This window comes from Pseudomonas migulae, from assembly GCF_043225285.1.
Taxonomy (GTDB): Bacteria; Pseudomonadota; Gammaproteobacteria; order Pseudomonadales; family Pseudomonadaceae; genus Aquipseudomonas; species Aquipseudomonas migulae_C.
In genome coordinates this window covers 2,925,134-2,948,318 of sequence record NZ_CP171224.1, presented here as the reverse complement: position 1 = coordinate 2,948,318, position 23,185 = coordinate 2,925,134, and the positions used below count along the sequence as shown (strand labels likewise).

General features: G+C 60.0%; 22 protein-coding genes. 4 read left to right on the top strand and 18 right to left on the bottom strand.

What is annotated here, in order from left to right:
• Nucleotides 1-65: 65 nt before the first annotated feature.
• The 8 genes from ACF6ZU_RS13690 to ACF6ZU_RS13655 form a co-directional block, all read right to left on the bottom strand.
• Nucleotides 66-947 (bottom strand): transporter substrate-binding domain-containing protein, encoded by an 882-nt coding sequence (locus ACF6ZU_RS13690; RefSeq protein WP_392893256.1) that lies wholly within the window; start codon nucleotides 945-947, stop codon nucleotides 66-68.
• A complete protein-coding gene (locus tag ACF6ZU_RS13685; protein WP_392893253.1) occupies nucleotides 944-1,726 on the bottom strand; it encodes an amino acid ABC transporter ATP-binding protein in 783 nt (260 codons plus the stop codon). The genes ACF6ZU_RS13690 and ACF6ZU_RS13685 overlap by 4 nt, the downstream gene beginning before the upstream one ends.
• Nucleotides 1,723-2,382 (bottom strand): amino acid ABC transporter permease, encoded by a 660-nt coding sequence (locus ACF6ZU_RS13680; RefSeq protein ID WP_392893251.1) that lies wholly within the window; start codon nucleotides 2,380-2,382, stop codon nucleotides 1,723-1,725. The genes ACF6ZU_RS13685 and ACF6ZU_RS13680 overlap by 4 nt, the downstream gene beginning before the upstream one ends.
• Nucleotides 2,363-3,028: an amino acid ABC transporter permease gene (locus ACF6ZU_RS13675; RefSeq protein ID WP_392893248.1), complete on the bottom strand. Its 666-nt coding sequence runs from the start codon at nucleotides 3,026-3,028 to the stop codon at nucleotides 2,363-2,365. Before ACF6ZU_RS13675 ends, ACF6ZU_RS13680 begins: the two co-directional genes overlap by 20 nt.
• 573 nt (nucleotides 3,029-3,601) lie before the next feature.
• On the bottom strand, nucleotides 3,602-4,384 hold the full coding sequence (locus ACF6ZU_RS13670; RefSeq protein WP_392893246.1) for a MetQ/NlpA family ABC transporter substrate-binding protein: 783 nt from the start codon (nucleotides 4,382-4,384) through the stop codon (nucleotides 3,602-3,604).
• A gap of 297 nt (nucleotides 4,385-4,681) precedes the next feature.
• Nucleotides 4,682-5,611 (bottom strand): sigma 54-interacting transcriptional regulator, encoded by a 930-nt coding sequence (locus ACF6ZU_RS13665; protein ID WP_392893244.1) that lies wholly within the window; start codon nucleotides 5,609-5,611, stop codon nucleotides 4,682-4,684.
• A gap of 67 nt (nucleotides 5,612-5,678) precedes the next feature.
• The gene (locus tag ACF6ZU_RS13660) at nucleotides 5,679-6,260 is read right to left on the bottom strand and encodes an alpha/beta hydrolase (RefSeq protein ID WP_253434708.1); all 582 of its coding nucleotides are present in this window, start codon (nucleotides 6,258-6,260) and stop codon (nucleotides 5,679-5,681) included.
• A gap of 462 nt (nucleotides 6,261-6,722) precedes the next feature.
• On the bottom strand, nucleotides 6,723-7,796 hold the full coding sequence (locus tag ACF6ZU_RS13655; RefSeq protein WP_392893241.1) for a fatty acid desaturase: 1,074 nt from the start codon (nucleotides 7,794-7,796) through the stop codon (nucleotides 6,723-6,725).
• Nucleotides 7,797-7,896: 100 nt separating this feature from the next.
• Between ACF6ZU_RS13655 and ACF6ZU_RS13650 the strand changes: the two genes are divergently transcribed.
• Complete coding sequence (locus ACF6ZU_RS13650) at nucleotides 7,897-8,901, top strand: AraC family transcriptional regulator (RefSeq protein ID WP_392893239.1); 1,005 nt, start codon at nucleotides 7,897-7,899, stop codon at nucleotides 8,899-8,901.
• 155 nt (nucleotides 8,902-9,056) lie between these two features.
• On the opposite strand, the gene ACF6ZU_RS13645 is transcribed toward ACF6ZU_RS13650, so the two are convergent.
• Complete coding sequence (locus ACF6ZU_RS13645) at nucleotides 9,057-9,422, bottom strand: response regulator (RefSeq protein WP_392893237.1); 366 nt, start codon at nucleotides 9,420-9,422, stop codon at nucleotides 9,057-9,059.
• A gap of 681 nt (nucleotides 9,423-10,103) precedes the next feature.
• A complete protein-coding gene (locus ACF6ZU_RS13640) occupies nucleotides 10,104-10,790 on the bottom strand; it encodes a Crp/Fnr family transcriptional regulator (protein WP_392893235.1) in 687 nt (228 codons plus the stop codon).
• Nucleotides 10,791-10,874: 84 nt separating this feature from the next.
• Here ACF6ZU_RS13640 and ACF6ZU_RS13635 point away from each other — a divergent pair, with 84 nt between their 5' ends.
• Nucleotides 10,875-11,396, top strand: a complete 522-nt coding sequence (locus tag ACF6ZU_RS13635; protein ID WP_392893232.1) for a DUF962 domain-containing protein — start codon at nucleotides 10,875-10,877, stop codon at nucleotides 11,394-11,396.
• Between the two features lie 138 nt (nucleotides 11,397-11,534).
• Here ACF6ZU_RS13635 and ACF6ZU_RS13630 read toward each other — a convergent pair whose 3' ends face one another.
• The 6 genes from ACF6ZU_RS13630 to dibA all read right to left on the bottom strand — a co-directional run bounded on the left by ACF6ZU_RS13630 (nucleotide 11,535) and on the right by dibA (nucleotide 17,779).
• Complete coding sequence (locus tag ACF6ZU_RS13630) at nucleotides 11,535-12,524, bottom strand: sulfate/molybdate ABC transporter ATP-binding protein (protein ID WP_392893230.1); 990 nt, start codon at nucleotides 12,522-12,524, stop codon at nucleotides 11,535-11,537.
• Nucleotides 12,525-12,527: 3 nt separating this feature from the next.
• Complete coding sequence (cysW, locus tag ACF6ZU_RS13625) at nucleotides 12,528-13,397, bottom strand: sulfate ABC transporter permease subunit CysW (RefSeq protein WP_392893228.1); 870 nt, start codon at nucleotides 13,395-13,397, stop codon at nucleotides 12,528-12,530.
• Nucleotides 13,398-13,409: 12 nt separating this feature from the next.
• Nucleotides 13,410-14,228, bottom strand: a complete 819-nt coding sequence (gene cysT / locus ACF6ZU_RS13620; RefSeq protein ID WP_392893227.1) for a sulfate ABC transporter permease subunit CysT — start codon at nucleotides 14,226-14,228, stop codon at nucleotides 13,410-13,412.
• Between the two features lie 70 nt (nucleotides 14,229-14,298).
• Complete coding sequence (locus ACF6ZU_RS13615; RefSeq protein ID WP_392893225.1) at nucleotides 14,299-15,312, bottom strand: sulfate ABC transporter substrate-binding protein; 1,014 nt, start codon at nucleotides 15,310-15,312, stop codon at nucleotides 14,299-14,301.
• Nucleotides 15,313-15,381: 69 nt separating this feature from the next.
• Entirely contained in the window at nucleotides 15,382-15,564 is a 183-nt protein-coding gene (gene oscA, locus ACF6ZU_RS13610; RefSeq protein ID WP_007941032.1) for a sulfur starvation response protein OscA, read from the bottom strand.
• Nucleotides 15,565-15,859: 295 nt separating this feature from the next.
• Nucleotides 15,860-17,779, bottom strand: coding sequence for a phosphodiesterase DibA (gene dibA / locus ACF6ZU_RS13605; protein WP_392893221.1), 1,920 nt, complete (start codon nucleotides 17,777-17,779; stop codon nucleotides 15,860-15,862).
• A gap of 147 nt (nucleotides 17,780-17,926) precedes the next feature.
• Between dibA and desA the strand changes: the two genes are divergently transcribed.
• Entirely contained in the window at nucleotides 17,927-19,114 is a 1,188-nt protein-coding gene (gene desA, locus ACF6ZU_RS13600) for a delta-9 fatty acid desaturase DesA (RefSeq protein WP_392893219.1), read from the top strand.
• Between the two features lie 144 nt (nucleotides 19,115-19,258).
• Nucleotides 19,259-20,248, top strand: a complete 990-nt coding sequence (locus tag ACF6ZU_RS13595) for a GGDEF domain-containing protein (RefSeq protein ID WP_392893800.1) — start codon at nucleotides 19,259-19,261, stop codon at nucleotides 20,246-20,248.
• Nucleotides 20,249-20,383: 135 nt separating this feature from the next.
• On the opposite strand, the gene ACF6ZU_RS13590 is transcribed toward ACF6ZU_RS13595, so the two are convergent.
• Nucleotides 20,384-21,598, bottom strand: coding sequence for an HDOD domain-containing protein (locus ACF6ZU_RS13590; protein ID WP_392893216.1), 1,215 nt, complete (start codon nucleotides 21,596-21,598; stop codon nucleotides 20,384-20,386).
• Nucleotides 21,599-21,730: 132 nt separating this feature from the next.
• A complete protein-coding gene (gabT, locus tag ACF6ZU_RS13585; RefSeq protein ID WP_392893214.1) occupies nucleotides 21,731-23,008 on the bottom strand; it encodes a 4-aminobutyrate--2-oxoglutarate transaminase in 1,278 nt (425 codons plus the stop codon).
• Nucleotides 23,009-23,185: the final 177 nt, after the last annotated feature.

Sequence of the window (23,185 nt, the reverse complement as noted above, 5' to 3'; positions counted from 1 at the left end):
CGATCCAATGTGGGAGCGAGCCTGCTCGCGAAGAGGGCCGAAAGAACGCCGCAAAAACTACAGAATCACCCCTGCCACTTCCCACCCTCGACAATCACGCTCTCAGGCTTGGTGTCATCGCTCAGCTCTTTACGCACATATTGGTCGTACAGCTTGAGCAAATACTTCTCCTCGCCCAGCTTCGCCAACTCGGCGTTCACCCAGTCACGCAGCTCGATGTTGCCCTTCTTCACCGCCGGTGCGATCGGTGCTTCGGCGCCGAGTTTCTGGTCCAGCACGCGGTAGCCAGGGTTCTGCTTGGCCCAGCTGAACAGCACCAGGTTGTCCTGCGCATACGCATCGCCACGACCATTGGCCAGGGCTTGCAGGGACTCGGAGTTCTTCTCGAACTTCAGCAGTTTCCAGTCCGGATGGTTCTTGGTCAGCCAGATATCCGCCGTGGTGCCAGTGGTAACGATGGTGGTACGGGTCGCGAGGTCGTCGAGGTTTTTCACTTCGCTGGCCTGCGGCACCAAGGCCTGCACCGCGACTTTCAGGTTCGGGTTGGTGAAGTCCACCGCTTCCTTGCGCTCCGGGGTCACGGTCATGTTGGCCAGGATCAGGTCGACCTTGTCGCTTTGCAGGAACGGAATCCGGCTCGCCGGCTCCACCGCCACGAACTCGACCTTGTTTTCATCGCCCAGCAGATCCTTGGCGAATTGACGGCCGATGTCGGTATCGAAACCCACATAACGTCCCGCCTCGTTGACGAAACCAAACGGCGGCTTGTCGGTGAAGACGCCGACGATCAACTTGTCCCGTGCCTTGATTTTGTCGATGTAGCTGGCTGGCGCAGTGCTTTCGCTGGCGACTTTCGGCTTCGGCGGCTCTTCGGTTTTGTTGCAGCCAGCCAGCAGCGCGAGGCCGAGCAGTGGCAATAGCAGTAGAGAAGACTTGGCAGTTTTCATGGCAGTTCCAGTTCCTTTGTTTGAGTCGTTTTGGGTAGTGCGGCGACGTAGGAGAACTTCTCCAGGAACTGCTGCGCTCGTGCGGTTTGCGGGTTCGTAAAGAAAATCTCGGGTGGGTTTTGCTCAAGGATTCGTCCGGCATCCATGAACACGATGCGGTCAGCCACGGCGCGGGCGAAGGCCATTTCGTGGGTGACGATCAACAGCGTCATACCTTCGCGGGCCAGGCCCTGAATGACTTCCAGCACTTCCTTGACCATTTCCGGGTCGAGGGCGGCGGTGACTTCATCGAACAACATGACCTTGGGGTTCATGCACAGCGAACGGACGATGGCGATGCGTTGCTGCTGGCCGCCGGAGAGCTGGCGCGGGAAGGCGTCACGCTTGTCCAGCAAGCCCACACGCGCCAGCAAGGCTTCGGCCTGGACGCGTGCTTCACGGCGTTCACGCTTCTGCACCTTGACCGGACCGAGCAGCAGGTTGTCGAGCACGTTCATGTGCGGGAACAGGTGATAACTCTGGAACACCATGCCGATCTGCTGCCGTACTTCGCGCCAGTCCGTGCCCTTATCCAGCAGTTCGCGTCCGGCAAATGTCAGGCTGCCGCTGTGCGCGACTTCAAGCCCGTTGAGGCAACGCAGCAAGGTGCTTTTCCCGCAGCCGCTGGGGCCAAGGATGACGATCACTTCGCCGGATTTCACCCGCAGGTCGATGCCATCGAGCACTTGCTGCTCGCCGAAAAACTTGTTGAAACCCTTGAACTCGATCAATGCGCTCATGCTTGCGTCCAGCGCCGCTCCAGCACGCGCGAGGCGGCCGAGAGCGGGTAGCAAATGAAAAAGAAAAACAGGAACAGCGCGCCGTAGATCAGCACGGATTCGTAAGTGCGTTCGATGATCTGCTGGCCGACCTTGATCACATCCACCACGCCGATCAGCACCGCCAGGGAGCTGGTCTTGATGATGCGCGTGTAGACGTTGATGGTCGGCGGCGTCATGCGTTTCAGCGCTTGCGGCAGCAACACGTAGCCGTAGAGTTGCGGGCCGTTCAGACCAATCGACAACCCCGCCTCACGCTGTCCGCGTGGCAACGAATGCAATGCGCCGCGCACCACTTCGCCGACCTCGCTGGCGCCCCACAACGACAGGACCAGCACCGCGCACCAGAAGCTCGGGATGCTCAGGCCGAAGAAAATCGGCAGCCCGAAGAACAGCAGGTACAGCCAGACCAATACCGGGATCGCCCGGAACAATTCCAGATAGATCCGCAGGATCGCGTTCAGCCATTTCGAATTCAGCGTGCGCAACACGCCGTAGAGCACGCCGCCGACGGTGCTGATGGCGATGCTCAGAAAGGAAATCGACAGGGTTTCCGCAGCGCCCTTGCCCAGTTGCGGCAACGACACCCACAACAACTCAAGACCCGAACTGGCCATGCTGGAGCCTCCTTTCCAGACGACTGAGCAACAGCGACAGCGGCAAAAACAGCAGCACGCAAATCAGCGTCAGCACGGCGAGCATTTCGTAGGTTTTGTAGTAGAGGGCGATGTAGCTTTTGGTGGTGTAGAGAATTTCCGGCACCGCCACGGCCGAGACCACGGTGGTTTCCTTGAGCAGGAAAATGAAATTGGCGAACAGCGACGGCAGGCTGAGGATTCCGGCCTGCGGCAGGATCACGTAGCGCAGCAATTGCCCGTGGGACAAACCGATGGAACGACCGGATTCAAGCTGCGCCTGAGGCACCGCGCCCACACCGGCGCGCAGCACTTCCGTGAGGTAGGCACCGCCGAGGAACGTCATGGTGATGATCGCCGCCGCAAACCCCGAGACCTTGATGCCCAGCGCCGGCAATGCGAAGTACACGAAGAACAGTTGAATGAGCAGCGGCGTGTTGCGCGCCAGCTCCACGTACAACCCGACCAGGCGTTGCAGGTAAGGCGTACGGAACACCAGGATCGTCGCGTTGATCAAGGCCACCAGCAGCGAGGTGCCGATGGCGATAAAGCCGACCTGCAGCGTCACGCCCACGGCTTTGAGAAACGCCGGCAGGGTGCTGAGGATAAAAGCGTAATCGAGGTTCATTGAACGTCCTGGACGCCGCTCGGTAAGCGACGGTGGTGCGGTCCATGGGCAGTGGATAACCACCCGGCAGGCACCGACTTTAAAGGTATAAGAATCGGAATTTAAATACCGTTAAAGCATATTGATATCACGCAAAAAACTATCCGGTGAATTTGCCGGGAAGGGGGAACACGACTATTTTCCTTTTCGCTGTAGGAAGGATCTTTTTTTCGAAATGCCCCTCCAAGGACGTACCGCTTTTGGCCAGACTCCCCGGCCCAACCATCACAAGGAAGAGAACATGGCTGATTTGAAAGTGCCGCAACGGCTTGACCCGCAGGACATCCTGAAGCTGCTGGTAGCGTTGCGCAGAGCGCTGAAGACCCGGGCAGCCTGAACCCCGCATATCCCCTGTAGGAGCGAGCCTGCTCGCGATAGCGGTGGGTCAGTCGAAATTGATTCCGGCTGATCCACCGCTATCGCGAGCAGGCTCGCTCCTACAGGGGATATGCGGGGTTCAGGCAATAAAAAACGCCGACGCTAGCAACAGCCGTCGGCGTTCGAAACCTTGAAGGGGTTTGGTGCTGCGGTGAATCAGAACGCTGGCAGTACCGCGCCGCTGTATTTCTTGGCGATGAACGCTTTCACTTCAGGGCTGGTCAACGCTTTGGCCAGTTTCTGAATGGCGTCGCTGTCCTTGTTGTCCGGACGAGCCACCAGGAAGTTCACGTAAGGCGAATCTGCACCTTCGATCACCAGTGCGTCTTTAGCCGGGTTCAGACCCGCTTCCAGCGCGTAGTTGGTGTTGATCAGGTCCAGGTCGACCTGGTCCAGAACGCGCGGCAACAAGGCGGATTCCAGTTCCTTGAACTTGAAGTTGTGCGGGTTCTTGGCGATGTCTTTTGGCGTCGACAGGGCGTTTTTCGGGTCTTTCAACTCGATCAAGCCAGCCTTCTGCAGCAGGATCAGCGCACGGCCACTGTTGCTGCCTTCGTTCGGCAGAGCGATGGTTGCGCCATTCGGCAGTTCTGCCAGGGATTTGTATTTCTTCGAGTAGCCGCCAAACGGTTCAACGTGAACGCCGATGACAGTTTCCAGGTTGGTGCCTTTGCCTTTGTTGAAGCTGTCCAGGTACGGCTTGGTCTGGAAGTAGTTGGCATCCAGGTGCTTCTCGGCAACCTGTACGTTCGGCTGAACGTAGTCGGTGAACACTTTGATTTCCAGGTCCACGCCTTCTTTGGCGAGGGTTGGCTTGATCAGTTCCAGAATTTCGGCGTGTGGGACCGGGGTCGCCGCAACTACCAGTTTCTCGCCAGCCTGGGCCAGGCTCGCGGTCAGGGCAGCCGCCAATGCGGTGAACAACAGAACCTTTTTCATGCAGTGTCCTTATCGAGAATCACAGTCGCCTGTGGCGACGGCTAAATATGAAGGTGCCAGCGAAATGCTATCGCTGGCGTGATGCGGACAATACCGGGATTTATTATTCCCGAACAATATCTTTTATTCACTTTCATATTCCATTTGGTTCATACAGCTCTGGCACGGATATCAACCGCCTATACCGTGTTGCACAGCTCCCTGTAGGAGCGAGCCTGCTCGCGATGGACGTCAACGATTACGCGGGCATTCTGAATGCACGCGGTACCCATACGTTCTTCGCGAGCAGGCTCGCTCCTACAAGGATTCGGCCTGCTTAAGGAGTTGTTTGAGGGCGGCTTTTTCGTCTGCCGTGCCTTGGCTGAGAATGTGCTGGAGTTGCCGCTCGATCTGCGTCAACGGCGCTGGCGCCTCGGGCAGGTTCAAGTGCTCGGGCAGGATCTCGTCGCCGGTGCTGACCAACAACGCAAAGTGAATGACGTTTTCCAGCTCCCGGGTATTCCCCGGCCAGCTGTGCTGTTCCAGCAGTTGCTGCGCCGCCTCGCTGATCAGCGGCACGGGCAGGTCGAGGCGCTGGCTGTAGATGCCGAGGAAGTATTCGGACAGGGATAGAATGTCGCCGACCCGCTCGCGCAATGCCGGCAGTTCAAGCTGCCCCTCACTGAGGTAGTGATAAAGCCGCTCGAGGAATTTTCCGGCGGCCACGGCTTGCGCCAGGTCGATGCTGGTCGCCGCGACCAGCCGCACGTCCACCGGGCTCGGTTGATGCGCGCCGACACGAGTGACCTCATGGTTTTCCAGCGCGGCGAGCAACTTGATCTGGATCGGCAGCGGCAGGTCGCCAATCTCGTCCAGATACAGCGTGCCGCCATTGGCCGAACCGAACCAGCCGGCGCGGCTACTTGCCGAGCCGCTGTAACTGCCGGCGGCGTAGCCGAACAATTCGGCATCGGCGTACGTCGGGCTGATCGCGCCGCAATTGACCGACACGAACAACCCGCCGCGATCACTGGCACGGTGGATATGCCGCGCCAGCAATTCCTTGCCGCTACCGGTTTCGCCACGGATCAACACAGAAATCGAACGCGGGGCCAATTGCTCCAGCTCCTGGCGCAACTGGCGCGAGCGCGGATCGACGAACACCAGCGCCTTTGCGCGGATGCTCAGGGGACTTTTTTCGGCGTCGGGAAAGGTCAGCAGCGGCTGACCGAAGGCTTCAAAACTCATGGCAGACTCCCGCCCTAAACCGCCGGGAGACGGGGGGCGTTCTAAAAAAAAGAAAAAATAAAAAGGCTCAAGCGCGACGCAGCGCGTGATGTTCCATACGATTTTGCAGGCGATACAGATAGGCGAAGCCCTGCTCCCAGCGCTGATGACCGGACTTCACATTGATATGTCCGGCACCCGACAGAATCCCCGCCTCGGCGCCCCAGTTGCGCGCCAGTTCCAGGGCGCGCGGCGCACTGACGGCACTGTCGTTGTCGGAGCTGACGACCTGGCTCGGGAACGGCAACAGGTGAGTCGGGATCGGTGCGAAGTTACGCAATGCCGGCGCGCAGGCCGGGCGTTCGACATCCGCCGGTGCGACCAGCAGCGCACCGCGGACCTGACGCAAAAAATTCAGCGGCGCAGTGGCGGCCCAATGCGCCACCGTGATGCAACCCAGGCTATGGGCAATCAGGATCACCGGCGTGCTGTCGGCGGCAATCGCCTCGGCCAGCGCCGCGACCCAGTCTTCACGACGGGGCGTCAGCCAGTCGGCCTGTTCCACCCGTGCGCTGTTCGGCAGGCTGTTCTGCCAGTGGCTTTGCCAATGATCTTCTGGCGATCCTTGCCAGCCCGGCACAATCAGGTAGCGAATTGATTCGTTGCGCATGGGGGAGCTCTCCTGCTGCGTGTCTGTTCCTGATCGAGTATAGGGAGGAGATTTATATTCGTTAAGGAATAAGAAGCTATTTATTAAGACTTTTAAGGAATATATGAACACACCGGCCTGTAGGAGCCAGCTTGCTGGCGATGGCGTGTGTTCAAACGAAATATGTGTCGACTGACCCACCGCCATCGCCAGCAAGCTGGCTCCTACAGGGATTTGCGTTGCTGGAGGGGAATAAAAAAGGGGCCGCACCCTGCCAAGGAGACGGCCCCGGAAACTCAAATCTGATGGCGTGATGATTGGCTGAAACGGATATCTAATAAAGGAATATTTAATTACTTTATTAGAACCTAAGCGCATATATCCGTAGCCGCCCAACATTCTTACCTGCCCACTAACCTATCGCCGTTTTGGGTCAGATTGATGACGAGCGCCGGGGTGTTTTTGAGTTTCCGGGTGCAGCGGTCAAGCCTGGGCGGCGCTCACCTCCTGCGCCGCGGTCGTTTCCTTGCGCACGAAGCGATTTGCCCGCCCGAACGTGCCGAAATCATTGAACCGCACGCCCATCTCGCGCATCACTTTATGCGCGACCGGAACCGTCATCTGGCGGATGTAGAACGGCTCCTTCACCACAAAATGATGGATCCCGTGACTGCTGCCGAAGTTGAAGCAGAACGCCTGCAGCGGCCACATCCACCACGGGTTCAGCACCTGGGTTTGCTGGATCACGTTGCCCGGCTCCACGTCACCGTAGTAATGCATGTTCGAGCTGACGAAATGCAGGCAGAACGTGCGCAACACGTTCGGGCCGATAATCACCACGACCGCGATATCGATCACCTGCATGACCGAGAGCGTGGTCGCCGACCATTCGACGGTCGTGCCCATCAGGTAGGCAATGCCATTGGCGGCGTGGAAACCCAGGAACACGTACCAGGCGCCCCAATGCACCAGCGCCAGCGGCGCATAGACCTTCAGCACACGCTTGATGATGCTGAATTTGTGGGCCCAGGTCGGGGCACGCAGCATGCGGATGAACGCCGACATCACGTTGTCGCCCACCATCAACAACCGTGCAATCCCCCAAGGCTCGCCATTGGTGATCGCCCGCTCTTCCATGTCGGCCTCGGTGCCGGAGGCCTTGTGGTGATTGAGGTGCAAGTGCCGGCGAATCCACGGGTTGATTGTGCTTGGCCGCGCCAGCCACACCAGGCCCATCATCAGATTGTGCGGCACGCGTTGCTTGCGAAAGTACATGCTATGAATCAGGTCGTGTTCCAGCTCGTGGGTCAGCGACGCGAAGAACGCGTTGAGCAGCAGGCATACCCACCAGGCCATATGCCCGTTGAGATAGAGCGCTGCGGAACCGATCATACCGGCGAGGGCGAAGGCCAGGATGCCCGCGCCCACGGCGTCCTGATGGTTGAGAATCGGGTAGCGTTTACGCAGTTCGACCCCTTTGGCCAACACCACTTCGCGAATATGCGCAGATCGCTGAGCTGCATTCAGTCGCTGGGGACTTGCAGAAGTACCGTCCATGCTTCCATCCTCTGGTTATTGATGTTCGCATCCTGCCTTGCGATCCCTCGCAAGGCGGTAGCCGTAGACGCCAACCTGTTGACCGGAAGCGCCAATCAGCATGACTGAACCGACCTCCCTCGCCAGCTGGACCCGCGCCCTGCGCAAGCAACTCGATGCGCTCGGCCTCGACAGCACCGCCCTGTGTCACCAGGCGGGGCTCGACCCGCAATTGATGGACGACCCGAACGCCCGTTACCCGTTGTCCGGCACCACGCGCCTGTGGGAAATCGCTGTGCAGGTCAGCGGTGATCCGGCGATCGGCTTGCGTGTGTCACGGTTCGTCAGCCCGACCACCTTTCACGCGCTCGGTTATGCCCTGGTGGCCAGCGGCAGTTTGCGTGAAGTGTTCGAGCGCATCGTGCGGTATCACCAGGTGGTCAGCGATGCGCTGGAACTCGAGTTGAGTCGCGCCGAAGATCGCTACCGTTTCCGCCTGAAAATCCCGCCAGGCAACCCGGCGCCGGCGTTCGAAGCCATCGATGCCTTCACCGCGATCTACGTGCGCACCTGCCGCAATCGCCTTGGCCGTGAGTACGCGCCGCTGGCGGTGTACCTGCGCCGCCCGGAACCGGCGGACGCGCACCAGTGGCATAAGGTCTTCCGCGCGCCGGTGCACTTTTCGGCCGAAGAGGACCGGCTGGAGTTTTCCCTGGTGGATTTCGACAGTCACCTGGACGACGCCAATCCGGAACTCGCCGAGCACAACGAAACCGTACTCAAGCGCACCCTCGCGCAACTCAAGCCGCTGACCTGGGAGCGCAAGGTTCGCGATGCCATCGAAGAACAATTGCCGGAAGGCGAGCCCAGCGCCGAGCACATCGCCCAGGCCCTGCACCTGAGCTTGCGCAGCCTTCAGCGGCATCTGGCCGATGAGGGCTGCCGGTTCGATACGCTGCTCAACGAAAGCCGCGAAAACCTCGCGCTGCTGCACCTGCGCGACCCGCAATGCTCGTTGAGCGAGATCAGTTATCTGTTGGGGTTTGCCGATACCAGCAGCTTCAGCCGCGCGTTCAAGCGCTGGACAGGAATGACGCCGGGGCAGTTTCGGGATGGGTTGCGGTGACCGGATTCTAAGGGTGTGCTGGATGTTTTGGCCTCATCGCGAGCAGGCTCGCTCCCACAATGGATCTTCAGCGAACACGAAAATGTCCTGGCAGCGCAACCCCCTGTGGGAGCGAGCCTGCTCGCGAAGGCGATTGCCCAGGCACCGCAAAAACCTCAGCGACCCCGATCCCGCCGCACCAACTTGCGCACCCGCGCCACCAGCTCGCTCACGGCAAACGGCTTGAGCAAGTAATCATCCTCATGCAGCTCCAACCCGCGCAGGCGATCCTCAATGCCATCTTTGGTGGTGAGGAACAGCACCGGCGTCTCGCCGAGCTTGCGGATCTGTTGCTGCAACTGCCAGCCGTTCAACCCCGGCAACATCACATCGAGGATGATCAGCCCGTATTCACCGGACTCGATGAAACGCCGGCCGTCCATGCCGTTGAGTGCCACATCCACCGTGTAACTCGCCTCGCTCAGGCCGTTGGCCAGGAGTTTGGCAGTCTCCGGTTCGTCTTCCACTAACAGCACACGCATGGCACACCTCGATTATCGTCATCACAGGCTAGGCGCCTTCGCGGGCAAAGCCCACTCCTTTCGCTCGGCGTGATGAGTGGCGAACATCGAAAGCACATGCGCCCCCCTGTAGGAGCGAGCCTGCTCGCGAAAAACGCCCGGGCACCGCGTTCATCCAGATGGCCCGCGTCATCGTTAACGTCCATCGCCAGCAAGCTGGCTCCTACAGTGTCGAACTGTGTAAACCCATTCTCGTGTGGGAGCGAGCCTGCTCGCGAAAAACGTCCAGACACCGCGCTCATCCAGACAGCACGCGTTATCGTTGACGTCCATCGCGAGCAGGCTCGCTCCCACAGGGGGAACGCGAACACAAAAGAGCCAGGTCGGCTTTAAGGCCGCCTCGGCGGCTGTGGCGGTGAGCGCCCCCTCGAGAGGCCGAGTGGAGGTTCTGCGCAGTGGGCAACCCGGCATGGATGCCGGGTTAGCCGCCCCCGGCCATGGATGGCCGATGGCGGCGGGCCCACGGAGCAGGACCGGAAGGAGGGCATGCCGAGCCTAGGCGAGGCACCGAACGAAAGGGGCAAGAGCGCTTGGTTACTTGGCGCCGGGCGGCGTTCCGTTTTTCCAAGTAGCTCGCCGTAAGGGCGAAACCAATACCAGCCATCACCCAAAAAACGGATATACACCCAACCGCGCAACAACCTAAAAAATCGCCAACCCCCGCAACCGCTCGGCATCCAGAATCTCAATCTCGCCATACTTTAAATCCAGAATCCCCTGCCCCTGCAACTCCTTGAGGATCTGGTTAGTGGTCTGCCGAGACAGCGACAACATCGACGCCAACTGCTCCTGGGGCAGTTGCAGCACACGCCGCGGCGGGTTGATTTCGCCATACCCCTCGGCAATCATCAGCAAACGATGGGCCAGCCGTGCCGGCGCCGGCATCAGGCTCAACTGTTCGAGGTTGATAAACGTCAGGCGCAGTTTCTGGCTCATCAACAAGGCCAGCTGCCGCCAGTACACCGGCTGCTCGTCGAGCAAGGCCAACAGCACCGATTGCGGGATGTGCAGCAAGATGCATGGCCCCACGCCGAACGCATCGTGAGTACGCGGCTGGCCGTCGAACAGACAGATTTCGCCAAACCAGTGCGGCGACTCCACGAGGCTCAACAAAGCTTCCTTACCCTGTTCGCTCACGGCGCCGATTCGAACAGAACCTTCAAGCACCGCATACAGGCCGCACGGCGGATCGCCACGCTTGAACAAGCGCTGCCCCGACGACAGACGCCGCACCTTGGCGGCAGCCAGCAGACTATTCTGTAAGGGAACCGGCAAATGACTGAACCACTGCCCCGTCATCAGACGCGAACGCCAAACCTGCATGTCCATCGAAACTCCTGGAGATTGTCGCCTGGCTGACAGAGCGAAAGGTGAACCCGGGGCAAGATCAGTCACCCTACAGGAGGAATAACAATGAAAAAAAGCCTCGTTGACCATCTCGGTCAATACGCCGCCTATCACCGTGACCCGCGCAATATCGCCAGCCACTTTATCGGCATCCCGCTGATTGTCGTGGCCGTGGCCGTTTTGCTCTCCCGCCCGCAATGGGGCGGCGGCTGGCTCTCGCCGGCGGTGCTGGCTTCGCTGGCGTCGGCGTGGTTCTACCTGCGTCTGGAACTGCGCCTTGGTGTGCTGATGACGGTGCTGCTCGGTCTGTGCGTTTGGGCAGGGCACGCGCTGGCGCAGCAAAGCACGCTGGTGTGGCTGGCGAGTGGCGTCGGGATGTTTGTGATCGGCTGGGCGATCCAGTTTGTCGGGCACCATTACGAAGGACGCAAACCGGCGTTTGTCGATGACGTGACGGGGTTGATCGTCGGGCCGTTGTTCGTGGTGGTGGAACTGGCGTTTTTGCTGGGGATGCGGCGGGATTTGAAAGAGCAGATTGAAGCGCGGGTGGGTGGCGTGCGCGTTAATCCGAATCGCGCGGCTGCTTAAGGCACCATCGCGAGCAGGCTCGCTCCCACAGGGAATTTGTGCACGACACCGACACTGTAGGAGCCAGCTTGCTGGCGATGAACGATAACGCGGCATGTCAGACACACCGCTATCGCCGGCAAGCCGGCTCCTACAGAGTTAGATGTTGGCGACTTTCTGCCAGACCTTCGGCTTGAAGAACAGCGTCTCGCCCTTCGCCAGACCGATCAGGCTGTCGTGATCCTTCACCACTTCAGCCTCGATCAGATCGCTTTGGCCTTCGACCTTCAATGTCACCCGAGTCGTCGCGCCCAGCGGACGAATATCCCGCACTTCAGCCGCGTGATGGTCTTCCAGCTCATGCCGCGACAGCGACACTTCGTGCGGACGGAACAGCACGTGTTTGTCCTCACCCAGATGCAAACGGTTCGAGTCGCCGAGGAAGTGATAAACGAAGTCGCTGGCCGGGTTTTCGTAGACGTCACCCGGTGAGCCGATCTGCTCGATCACACCCTTGTTCATCACCACGATGCGGTCGGCGACTTCCATCGCTTCTTCCTGGTCGTGGGTCACGAACACGGAGGTCAGGTTGATGTCTTCGTGCAGCCGCGCCAGCCAGCGACGCAGCTCCTTGCGGACCTTGGCGTCGAGGGCGCCGAACGGTTCGTCGAGCAGCAGGACTTTCGGTTCCACCGCCAGGGCGCGGGCCAGCGCGATACGCTGACGCTGACCACCGGACAGTTGCTCCGGGTAGCGATCCGACAACCAGTCCAGTTGCACCATGTTCAGCAATTCATGAACCTTGGTTGCAATCTGGCTTTCGCTCGGGCGCTGGTTTTTCGGTTTCATGCGCAGGCCGAACGCGACGTTGTCGAACACCGTCATGTGGCGGAACAAGGCGTAGTGCTGGAACACGAAACCGACGTTGCGATCCCGCACGTCATGGCCGGAAACGTCTTCACCGTGGAACACGATGTTGCCGTTGTCCGGGGTTTCCAGGCCGGCGATGATCCGCAGCAGCGTGGTCTTGCCGCAACCCGACGGGCCCAGCAACGCCACGAGTTCGCCGCTGTGGATGTCCAGGCTGATGTCATTGAGGGCCTTGAACGCATTGAAATTCTTGCTGACGTTACGCACTTCGATCGACATGAATTATTCCTCCGCGGCGCTGGCGCGCAGGCGGTTAATACGGTTTTCGCTCCACTGCTTGAGCAGCAGGATGAAGAGCGCCAGGATCAGCAACAGGCTCGCCACGGCGAACGCGGCCACGTGGTTGTATTCGTTGTAGAGGATCTCGACGTGCAGCGGCAAGGTGTTGGTCACCCCGCGAATGTGCCCGGAAACCACCGACACCGCACCGAACTCACCCATCGCCCGCGCGGTACACAGCACCACGCCGTAGATCAGGCCCCATTTGATATTGGGAACGGTGACGTGCCAGAACATCTGCCAGCCATTGGCGCCCAGCAGGCGCGCGGCCTCTTCTTCCTGGGTGCCTTGTTCCTGCATCAGCGGGATCAGCTCGCGCGCCACGAACGGCACGGTGACGAAAATCGTCGCCAGCACGATGCCCGGCAGGGCGAAAACGATCTGGATATCGTGATCCTGCAACCACGGCCCGAACAGGCCCTGGGCGCCGAACATCAGCACGTAGACCAGACCGGCGATCACCGGCGATACCGAGAACGGCAGGTCGATCAGGGTGACCAGAATGCTTTTACCGCGGAACGAGTATTTGCTCACGCACCACGCGGCGCTGACACCGAACACCAGGTTCAACGGCACCGAGATCGCCACGGCGATCACCGTGAGTTTCAATGCCGACAGCGCGTCGGGTTCAAGGATCGCGGTGAAGAACGAACCCAGACCATTCTTCAAACCCTGGGACACCACGATCACTAGCGGCAGCAACAGGAAAAGGGCAAACACCAGCCAGCCGAGGCCGATCAGGATTCGCCGTGACGTGGCACTGCCACGGCGGGCAGCGTTCGAGGAAGCAGCAGCGATAGATGATTGGGACATTTCTGCGCCTCCTTATGGGGTTTCAATACGGCGTTGCAGCAAGTTGATCAGCAGCAACAGGACGAAGGAAACCACCAGCATCAGTACGCCGATGGACGTGGCGCCGGTGTAATCGTACTGGTCGAGCTTGACCATGATCAGCAGCGGCAGGATCTCGGTTTTCATCGGCATGTTGCCGGCGATGAAAATCACCGAACCGTACTCGCCGACCCCGCGGGCAAAGGCCAATGCGAAACCAGTCAACCAGGCAGGCAGCAGTGCGGGCACCAGGATATGGCGGAAAACCTGCAACGGTTTTGCGCCGAGGCAGGCCGCTGCTTCTTCCACTTCACGCGGGATATCGGCCAATACTGGCTGTACCGTACGTACTACGAATGGAAGCGTGACAAACGTCAGCGCCAGCGTGATGCCGAGGGGGGTATACGCGATCTTGAAACCCAGGTCCGCAGCAAACTGACCCACCCACCCATTCGGCGCGTACAGTGCGGTCAGCGCGATACCGGCCACGGCCGTGGGCAATGCGAAGGGCAAGTCGATCATCGCATCGATGACCTTGCGACCCGGGAACGTGTAGCGCACCAGCACCCAGGCCAGCAGCGTGCCGATGATGCCGTTGATGATCGCGGCATACAGCGCGGTGCCGAAGCTCAGCTTCAACGCCGCCAGTACGCGAGGCGCCGAGATGATCGCCCAGAACTGATCCCAGGTGAGTTGAGAGGCGTGCACGAACATCGCCGCCAGTGGTATGAGCACAATCAGGCTGAGGTACACCAAGGTGTAGCCCAGCGTCAGCCCGAAGCCGGGTATGACGGGGGAGATACGACGCGACATAAAAGTCCTTGGTTGAGAACGCACAAAGCCCCGAACGTAAATCCGGGGCTCGTTTATGGCTTAGTGCAGGTTACTGCGCCGAGTAGATCTGGTCGAACACACCACCGTCATTAAAGAATTTCGGTTGGGCAGTCTTCCAGCCGCCGAAGTCCTTGTCGATGGTCACCAACTCCAGTTTCGGGAACTGCTGGGCGTACTTGGCCGCTACATCCTTGTCACGTGGACGATAGAAGTTTTTCGCGGCAATTTCCTGACCGGCCGGGCTGTACAGGTGCTTGAGGTAGGCTTCGGCGATCTGCTCGTTGCCTTTCTTCTCGGCGTTCTTGTCGACCACAGCCACCGGCGGCTCGGCCAGGATCGACAGCGAAGGCACGACGATTTCGAACTTGTCGGCGCCGCCGTCTTCTTTCAGCGCCAGGAACGCTTCGTTTTCCCAGGCCAGCAACACGTCACCCTGACCGTTGTTGACGAAGGTGATGGTCGAACCGCGAGCACCGGTGTCCAGCACTGGAACGTGTTTGAACAGGGTTTGTACGTATTCTTTGGCCTTGGCTTCGTTGCCGCCATTGGCTTTCAGGCCGTAGGCCCACGCCGCGAGGAAGTTCCAGCGTGCACCGCCGGAGGTTTTCGGGTTCGGGGTGATGACCGATACGTCGTTCTTGACCAGATCGCCCCAGTCCTTGATGCCTTTAGGATTGCCTTTGCGCACCAGGAACACAATGGTCGAGGTGTACGGGGTGCTGGCTTCCGGCAGACGCTTCTGCCAGTCCGCCGGCAGGGTTTTGCCGAGCTTGGCGATTTCGTCGATGTCACCGGCCAGGGCCAGGGTCACTACGTCGGCGCGCAGACCGTCGATCACCGCACGGCCCTGTTTGCCCGAACCACCGTGGGACTGCTGGATTTTCACAGTGTCGCCAGCGTGGTCTTTCTGCCAGAACTTGACGAATTCAGCGTTGTAATCCTGATACAGCTCGCGAGTCGGGTCGTACGACACGTTGAGCAGCTCGTAATCCTTGGCAACCGCGGAACCAGCAAAGAGGGCACTGGCCAACGCGGCCAAAGCGAAATGACGAATCGACGACATGGTGAAAGCTCCTGGAATTCTTGGTGTGTTGGCTTTTTTTTATGATTGCTGGGAACGGTTGCCGGTGGGTTAGCTCGGTTTGTTGCCCGGGTTCTGCAAACGGAATTTTTCTTTGCGTTCGATCTGAACGACCTGAGCGTTGTGCACGGTGATTTCCACGGCGCCGAATCGCAGGTCGCGCAAGGCGCTCTGGATTTCACGCAAGATGGTGGCTTCGTCTTGACCGTCAACGCTACGTAGGGATGCGCTCATGGTGCTGCTCCTTCGACTGAGAGGTTGCCTGGCAGTGGGCGGTACTGCTTGCGGCGTGAGACCAATAGTAGAGAGGTGCGGATATTCTTAAAAAGACTATTTAAGAATGTTTATATAACCAAAAGAAATTGTTTGGCGGGACGCGGGTTTACGTCTGCGCGACGGATCGAGGATCCAGAAACCAACCCCCACGCGATCCCCGTAGGAGCCGGCTTGCCGGCGATGAGGCCCTCAAGATTTACGTATGACTCGAGGCAGCCATCGCCAGCAAGCCGGCTCCTACAGGGGTGGGTTGTCAGTAGGATTCGGGGGCGTGCATCCAGTCCAGTTGCCCCGCGGGCACCGGCCGGCCGAACCAGTAACCCTGGCCAAGATCGCAACCCTGCTCAAAAAGGAAGCCCGCCTGCTCAGCCTGCTCAATCCCTTCGGCATGCACCTGCATCCCCATGCTCTGCGCCAGGGCGATGATCACGCGCACGATCGCGCCATCGTCGTCATCCCAGGGCAACCCGGCCACGAAACCCTGATCGATCTTGAGCTTCTGCACCGGCAAACGCTTGAGCCGCAACAGCGACGAATACCCGGTGCCAAAGTCATCGATGGCCAGCCGCACGCCGAGTTCGCGCAAGCGATGCATCTGCTCAAGCGCCACCTCCGGGTCATCCATCACAGCGCTTTCCGTGACTTCCAGCTCCAGATACGCCGGATCCAGCCCGGTTTCGCGCAACACCTGCGCCACTTGCTGGTACAGCTCACGACGAGCGAACAAACGTGACGACACGTTCACCGCGACAAACGACAACGCCACCCCGGCCTGCTGCCACTGGCACATTTGCTGGCACGCCTGCCCCATGACCCAGGCATCGATCTCGGCTATCAACCCGGTACGTTCGGCGATGGGAATGAATTCCGCGGGCGAGACCAGCCCACGTTGCGGGTGCTCCCATCGCACCAGCGCCTCGACACCGACCAGGCGCCGGCTCTGGAGGTCGTGAACCGGCTGGTAATACACCCGCAATTCCTGCTGCTCCAACGCACGACGCAGTTCTGAGGCCGTCTCGACCCGCTGCTGCGCATGGGCAGTCAATTCTTCGGTGTACAGGGCATAGCCGTCGCGGCCTGCGCTTTTGGCCTTGAACAGGGCCGAGTCGGCATTGCGCAGCAGCTGTTCGGCGCTCAAGGCATCGCCGGGAAACAGGCTGATGCCGATGCTGCCATTGATAAATAGCCGATGCCCGTCAATGGCGAACGGTTCCTTCAGCGCCTCGATGATGCGCTGGGCCAACGCCGCCGCATGCACCAGTTGTGGACAACTTTCGGCCAACACGGCGAATTCGTCGCCACCGAGCCGGGCCAGGGTGATCCCCGGACCGAACAGGGTTTTCAGGCGCTCGGCGACGGCCTTGAGCAACTGGTCACCGATGGTGTGACCGAGGCTGTCATTGATCATCTTGAAGTGATCCAGATCGATCATCAGCAATGCGCAGCCGCGCTTGTGAATCTGCGCCGACGCCAGCGCCTGCTGGGCCCGGTCGGTGAACAGCAGGCGATTGGGCAGATCGGTCAATGGATCATGGTTGGCCAGGTACTTGAGCTCGTGCTCGGAATCCTTGACCGCGCTGATGTCGGAGAACACCGCCACGTAGTGGCTGAGCTGGCCTTCGTCGTCGTGAATCAGGCGAATCGTCTGCCATTGCGGGTAGATTTCGCCGTTTTTGCGGCGGTTCCAGATCTCGCCGCTCCATTCACCATTGGCGTTCAATGTCGCGAACATCGCCTGATAGAAAGCGGTCGGGTGATGGCCGGACTTGAACAGACTGGGTTGCTGGCCCAGCACTTCGTCACGCTGATAGCCGGTGATTTCCATGAATGCCCGGTTCACATGGACGATCACCCCTTTGCTGTTGGTGACCAGCACGCCTTCGCGAGTGCAATCGAATACGGCAGCTGCCTGGCGCAAACGCTCACGATCTTCGTGGCGCTCGCGCAAGGTGGCGCCGATGCCCAGGCAACGGAGCAATCGCGCCCGGGCGATGAAGATCAACCCGGCGCTCAGCAAGACCCAGGCGTAACCGTTGATCAGTTGCCATCGCAGCTGCTCGTCGGAGCTATCGAAGAAACTGTTCAATAAATAACCACTGAACTGCAGCCAGACTACGGAAAACAACAGATAAAGCAGCGCTGCGCGCAATGCGGCGCGATAGATGGCAGACATTCGGTCGTCCATGTCCCTACAAAAGGGTTGGAATTATAGGTGAAAGAAACATCCCGCCACTCTTATCTGAAAGGGCGACTGGTTTTATCCGTGGGCTTAGTGATAATGCAACGGCTGTTTTTTTCTTTTTCGAGGGCCCTATAGCCTATGTGGTACGAAGGTTTTCTCGGCTTGTCGCCCTGGTCACTGGTGGCAGTCACCCTGCTGATGACCCACGTCACGATTATCGGCGTCACGGTCTATCTGCATCGTTATTCAGCCCATCGCTCGCTTGAGCTCAATGCTGGCCTGAAACATTTCTTCCGCTTCTGGCTGTGGCTGACCACGGCGCAGAACACCCGCGAGTGGACCGCCATCCACCGCAAGCATCACGCCAAATGCGAAACCGTCGACGACCCGCACAGCCCGGTCATCAAGGGCCTGTCCACCGTTCTGCGCAAAGGCGCCGAGCTGTACCGCTCCGAAGCGGAGAACCCGGAAACCCTGCGCATCTACGGCAAGAACTGCCCCGAAGACTGGATCGAACGCAACCTCTACAGCCGTTTCCCGCTGCTGGGCGTGGCGATCATGGGCGTCATCGACTTGCTGCTGTTCGGCACCATCGGCATCACCATCTGGGCCATCCAGATGATGTGGATCCCGGTGTGGGCCGCTGGCGTGGTCAATGGCCTGGGCCATGCCGTCGGCTACCGCAACTTCGAATGCCGCGACGCGGCGACCAATTTGGTGCCGTGGGGCATCCTGATCGGTGGCGAAGAACTGCATAACAACCATCACACCTACCCTAATTCGGCAAAACTGTCGGTGAAGAAGTGGGAGTTCGACCTCGGTTGGGCCTGGATCCAGATCTTCAGCTTCCTGCGCCTGGCCAAGGTTCAGCGCGTTGCGCCTATCGCCCACCGCGTCGAAGGCAAAGGCAGCCTGGACATGGATACCGCCATGGCCATCCTCAACAACCGCTTCCAGATCATGGCGCAGTACCGCAAGCTGGTGATCGCACCGCTGGTCAAGCAAGAACTGGAAAAGGTCGATCACTCGGTCCGTCACCAGTTCCACCGGGCCAAACGCCTGCTCTCGCGGGAAACCAGCTTGCTTGATGACAAACACCACGTGCGTATCCAGACCATGCTCGAGCACAGCCAGGCGCTGAAGGTAATTTACGAGAAACGACTGGCCCTGCAGCAGATCTGGGTCAAGACCAGCTCAAATGGTCACGACATGCTGGCCGCGATCAAGGACTGGGTACACGAAGCCGAAGCCAGCGGGATTCAGTCCCTGCGCGACTTCGCCGACCAGTTGAAAACCTACTCCCTGCGCCCCGCCGCTACCGCCTGACGCCGTTGATCGGTGCGCCCTGTTCGCGGGTGCACCCTTCGGAACTTAGCTCCAAATCCCCTATCTCAAAGACACTTCGCCACTACGGCGGGCTTAGTCGTGGCCGCTGTCGAACGCGCGGTACGCCCTTTGAGATTTGTGCCGATGGTCAACAAGAACCTGCAAGACACATCCCTGCCCCAATGGCCCGAGGCTGCGCAAACCCTGATGGCATTGATGCACGCCCAAGGCGAAGTCGCACGCCTGAGCGAACGCGAACAGCTGTTCAGCTCTCTGCTGGTCAGTCTCAATGCGGTGCTTTGGGCCTTCAATTGGGAAACTCGTCAGGTGCTCTACGTCAGCCCCGCCTATGAACGGATTTTCGGCCGTTCCGCCGGGCTGCTGCTGTCCGACTACAACCAGTGGCGTGACAGCATTTACCCGGACGACCTGGAATACGCAGAACGCAGCCTCGCCGAAGTGCTGGTCAAAGGCGCAGTCGAAGACCGCGAATACCGCATCATCGCGGCCGATGGCCAAGTACGCTGGCTCAGCGACAAGTGCTTCATCAACCGCCAAGCCGAGCCGGGTCGGCCTGTGATCATCGTCGGCATCGCCGAAGACATCACCGATAAAAAACAGATGGAAAGCGAGTTGCATCGCCTGGCCACCACTGACGTGCTGACCCAAAGCAGCAATCGCCGGCATTTCTTCGACTGCGCCCGCCGGGAATTCGAAGTGGCCCGCCAGCAGGGCTCACCGCTGGCGTTTCTGTTGCTGGACATCGATGACTTCAAGGTCATCAACGACACCTACGGCCATCCGGAAGGCGATCACGTTCTACAACAAATCGCTGAGACCGGGCGCGGGACGTTGCGGCGTGGCGATGTGTTCGGGCGAATCGGTGGCGAGGAATTTGCCGCGGTGTTTCCTGGCTGCGCACCGGACATGGCCATGCAAGTGGCCGAGCGTCTGGAACGGGAGATTCAGCGATTGAGCTTCAGCCATGAGCACAAGTCATTCGGCATCACGGTCAGCCAGGGCCTGACCAGCCTCACGCCTGAGGATGAAAGCATCGACACCTTGTTCGCCCGGGCGGATGCGGCGATGTATGAAGCCAAGCGCCAGGGCAAGAACCGGATCATCTCCGGCTGACGATAACCCCGGTTATCACACATAAACCAATGTGGGAGCGAGCCTGCTCGCGAATGCAGTCTGCCAGTCACCATTGATGTCGGCTGATGCACCGCATTCGCGAGCAGGCTCGCTCCCACAGGGTTGATGCAGGACTCACTTTTTGCGCAATCGCGCCAACTCCGGCAAACCAATCTTGAGCAACCGCGCCGTCCGGCTCTTGGCCAGCTCTTCGATGCCCTCATGCTCGGTCAGACGCGCCAACTGCGCCGCCATGTTCATCACCAACGCCTCGCGGGAGTAAACCCCGCCACCGAGCTGGTAGACCGCCGCAATCAGCTCTCGCAGCTCCAGCGGCAAGCGCCAGCGAGTGCGCAACGCAGAACCATAGGCCGCGCCGAACTCGTCGAGCGCATCACCGACCTCCTCCCATTCATCCAGATCGCCACCGGCCTGTTTCCATTCCTGCAAACAGCGCAGCAACGCCAGATCGCCCAGGCGATGCAGCATGCCCGCGCAATAGCAGCGCTCCTGATCCAGATCCAGCAAGCGCGCCAGCGTCCGCGCGTATTCGGCGGTGTGTAGCGACAGCTCCCAATTGCGCTCGGCGTAGTCCGCCAACAAGGGATCGCTGAGCCGTGCACTGCGCTTGAGCGCCAGCCCCAGAATCAGGTTCATGCTTTGCCCGGTGCCGAGGCGATGCAGCGCCTGAGCCAGGGTTTGAACCGCCTCGCCATGGTGCTGGGCAGCGCTGTTGGCAGCGGCGATCAGCACGGCGGTAATCTGCGGATCGGTGCGGATTTCTGCTTCCAGCAGCGTCAGATCGAGGCCGTTGGGTTCAAGGCTGCGTTTGACCGCCAGCTGAACATCGGTCATCAGCGGTGCGCCCTCGGCCAGCTCACGCCGACGCTCCAGGTACACCGACAACGTCATGCCCGGCGCCAGCGCCGGTACGTCGCAGAACACCTCTTCACCGGCACTGAGCAATAACCCTTGCAGGCGCTGGGTCAGGCTTTCCATGTTCAATGGCTTGGTCAGGTAGGCCGTCGGCGCCAGGGGCAAGACTTCACGCACACTGGCGCTGTCGTTGCGGCTGCTCATCAGGATGAAGGGCAGCGGCGGATTGCGTTTGCGCTGGCGGACACTGCGCAACACATTCAAACCGTCGACGCCGGGCAATTCCCAGTCGACGATCAGCAGGTCGTAAGCGTTTTCCGTCAGGCGCGTCAGTGCGTCCTGGCCATCGGCGCACAGGTCGAGGCGCGCGTCGCAACGCACATTCAGCAGCACTTGCTTGAGCAGATCGCGGGACCACGGATCGGCCTCGGCAATCAGCACTCGGGGTACGGCGGGTAAATCTACGGCTGTCATGCAATAAGCTCCCTCTCAATGCTTGCACCCTGCACCTTAGTCAATGCGGGCCTGTCGAGACAGGCCATCGTGTTTTTTGAAACAAAAAAAACCCGCCGAAGCGGGTTTTTTGTCGATCAGCTCACAAACCGATCAGAGCTCCGAGAAGCACTCTTCGATGATCGCCAGACCTTTGTCCAGTTGCTCGTCCGGCGAGGTCAGCGGTACCAGGACGCGCAGAACGTTGCCGTAGGTGCCGCAGGACAGCAGGATCAGGCCCTTGTCGCGAGCCTTGGCCACAACCGATGCCACAGCGGCAGCGTTCGGCTTGTGGCTGTCGCCGTTTTCGAACAGCTCGACCGCGATCATCGCGCCCAGGGCACGGACTTCGCCGATCACCGGGTACTTGGCCTGGATGGCCTTGAGACCAGTGACCAGACGCTCGCCGACTGCCTTGCAGCGGTCCAGCAGGTGCTCTTCTTCGAACACTTCCATCACGGCCAGGGCCGCGGCGCAAGCGATCGGGCTACCGGCGTAGGTGCCGCCCAGGCCGCCTGGAGCAATGGCGTCCATGTATTCGGCTTTGCCGCACACACCGGCCAGCGGGAAGCCGCCAGCGATGGATTTGGCGAAGGTGGTCAGGTCGGCGGCAACGCCCATCTGCTCCATGGCGAAGAAAGTGCCGGTACGGCCAGCGCCGGTTTGCACTTCGTCAGCGATCAGCAGGATGCCGTGCTGGTCGCACAGGGCGCGCAGGCGCTTCATGAACTCTTTAGGCGCGACGTAGAAACCGCCTTCGCCCTGAACCGGCTCGATGATGATCGCAGCGATGTCACGCGGCTCAGCGTCGTTCTTGAAGATGCGCTCGATGCTGGCGATCGAATCGTCGACGCTCACACCGTGCAGTTCGTTCGGGTACAGCGCGCGGAACACGCCGCCTGGCATCAGACCCATGCCGGCCGAGTAAGGCACGACTTTACCGGTCAGGCCCAGGGTCATCATGGTGCGACCGTGGTAAGCGCCGGTGAACGCGATCACGCCGGCACGGCCAGTCGCGGCACGGGCGATTTTCACGGCGTTTTCAACGGCTTCGGAACCGGTGGTCACCAGCAGGGTTTTCTTGGCGAAATCACCTGGCACCTTGGCGTTGATTTTTTCGCACAGCTCTACGTACGGTTCGTACGCCAGTACCTGGAAGCAGGTGTGGGTCAGCTTGTTCAGCTGCTCGGTCACGGCGGCGATGATTTTCGGGTGCACGTGGCCGGTGTTCAGCACAGCGATACCGCCGGCGAAGTCGATGAACTCGCGACCTTCAACGTCGGTCACGGTGGCGTTCTTCGCGGACTCGGCGAAGATCGGGTGAATCTGGCCAACACCGCGTGGTACAGCGGCTTCGCGGCGTTTCATCAGGGAAGCGTTAGTCTTGCTCATAAAGTCCTCATTCACCGCTCATCGGGCGGCGTGGTTCAAGGAAAATGCGGCGGGGAGGCAACTGAGGCAGCATGCGATGATCGACTGCCACAGCGTTCCCGGCCACAGAGAAAATTCCGGTTGAAGCACGCAAAGGGTCAGCGCTCTCGTGCCCTTTGCGTTTGAAGCAATGCCTTG

Excerpts from the sequence above, each read along its gene's own strand:
- ACF6ZU_RS13690 (WP_392893256.1), bottom strand. The coding sequence starts at position 947 with ATGAAAACTGCCAAGTCTTCTCTACTGCTATTGCCACTGCTCGGCCTC.
- ACF6ZU_RS13685 (WP_392893253.1), bottom strand. The coding sequence starts at position 1,726 with ATGAGCGCATTGATCGAGTTCAAGGGTTTCAACAAGTTTTTCGGCGAG.
- ACF6ZU_RS13680 (WP_392893251.1), bottom strand. The coding sequence starts at position 2,382 with ATGGCCAGTTCGGGTCTTGAGTTGTTGTGGGTGTCGTTGCCGCAACTG.
- ACF6ZU_RS13675 (WP_392893248.1), bottom strand. The coding sequence starts at position 3,028 with ATGAACCTCGATTACGCTTTTATCCTCAGCACCCTGCCGGCGTTTCTC.
- ACF6ZU_RS13670 (WP_392893246.1), bottom strand. The coding sequence starts at position 4,384 with ATGAAAAAGGTTCTGTTGTTCACCGCATTGGCGGCTGCCCTGACCGCG.
- ACF6ZU_RS13665 (WP_392893244.1), bottom strand. The coding sequence starts at position 5,611 with ATGAGTTTTGAAGCCTTCGGTCAGCCGCTGCTGACCTTTCCCGACGCC.
- ACF6ZU_RS13660 (WP_253434708.1), bottom strand. The coding sequence starts at position 6,260 with ATGCGCAACGAATCAATTCGCTACCTGATTGTGCCGGGCTGGCAAGGA.
- ACF6ZU_RS13655 (WP_392893241.1), bottom strand. The coding sequence starts at position 7,796 with ATGGACGGTACTTCTGCAAGTCCCCAGCGACTGAATGCAGCTCAGCGA.
- ACF6ZU_RS13650 (WP_392893239.1), top strand. The coding sequence starts at position 7,897 with ATGACTGAACCGACCTCCCTCGCCAGCTGGACCCGCGCCCTGCGCAAG.
- ACF6ZU_RS13645 (WP_392893237.1), bottom strand. The coding sequence starts at position 9,422 with ATGCGTGTGCTGTTAGTGGAAGACGAACCGGAGACTGCCAAACTCCTG.
- ACF6ZU_RS13640 (WP_392893235.1), bottom strand. The coding sequence starts at position 10,790 with ATGGACATGCAGGTTTGGCGTTCGCGTCTGATGACGGGGCAGTGGTTC.
- ACF6ZU_RS13635 (WP_392893232.1), top strand. The coding sequence starts at position 10,875 with ATGAAAAAAAGCCTCGTTGACCATCTCGGTCAATACGCCGCCTATCAC.
- ACF6ZU_RS13630 (WP_392893230.1), bottom strand. The coding sequence starts at position 12,524 with ATGTCGATCGAAGTGCGTAACGTCAGCAAGAATTTCAATGCGTTCAAG.
- cysW (WP_392893228.1), bottom strand. The coding sequence starts at position 13,397 with ATGTCCCAATCATCTATCGCTGCTGCTTCCTCGAACGCTGCCCGCCGT.
- cysT (WP_392893227.1), bottom strand. The coding sequence starts at position 14,228 with ATGTCGCGTCGTATCTCCCCCGTCATACCCGGCTTCGGGCTGACGCTG.
- ACF6ZU_RS13615 (WP_392893225.1), bottom strand. The coding sequence starts at position 15,312 with ATGTCGTCGATTCGTCATTTCGCTTTGGCCGCGTTGGCCAGTGCCCTC.
- oscA (WP_007941032.1), bottom strand. The coding sequence starts at position 15,564 with ATGAGCGCATCCCTACGTAGCGTTGACGGTCAAGACGAAGCCACCATC.
- dibA (WP_392893221.1), bottom strand. The coding sequence starts at position 17,779 with ATGTCTGCCATCTATCGCGCCGCATTGCGCGCAGCGCTGCTTTATCTG.
- desA (WP_392893219.1), top strand. The coding sequence starts at position 17,927 with ATGTGGTACGAAGGTTTTCTCGGCTTGTCGCCCTGGTCACTGGTGGCA.
- ACF6ZU_RS13595 (WP_392893800.1), top strand. The coding sequence starts at position 19,259 with ATGGTCAACAAGAACCTGCAAGACACATCCCTGCCCCAATGGCCCGAG.
- ACF6ZU_RS13590 (WP_392893216.1), bottom strand. The coding sequence starts at position 21,598 with ATGACAGCCGTAGATTTACCCGCCGTACCCCGAGTGCTGATTGCCGAG.
- gabT (WP_392893214.1), bottom strand. The coding sequence starts at position 23,008 with ATGAGCAAGACTAACGCTTCCCTGATGAAACGCCGCGAAGCCGCTGTA.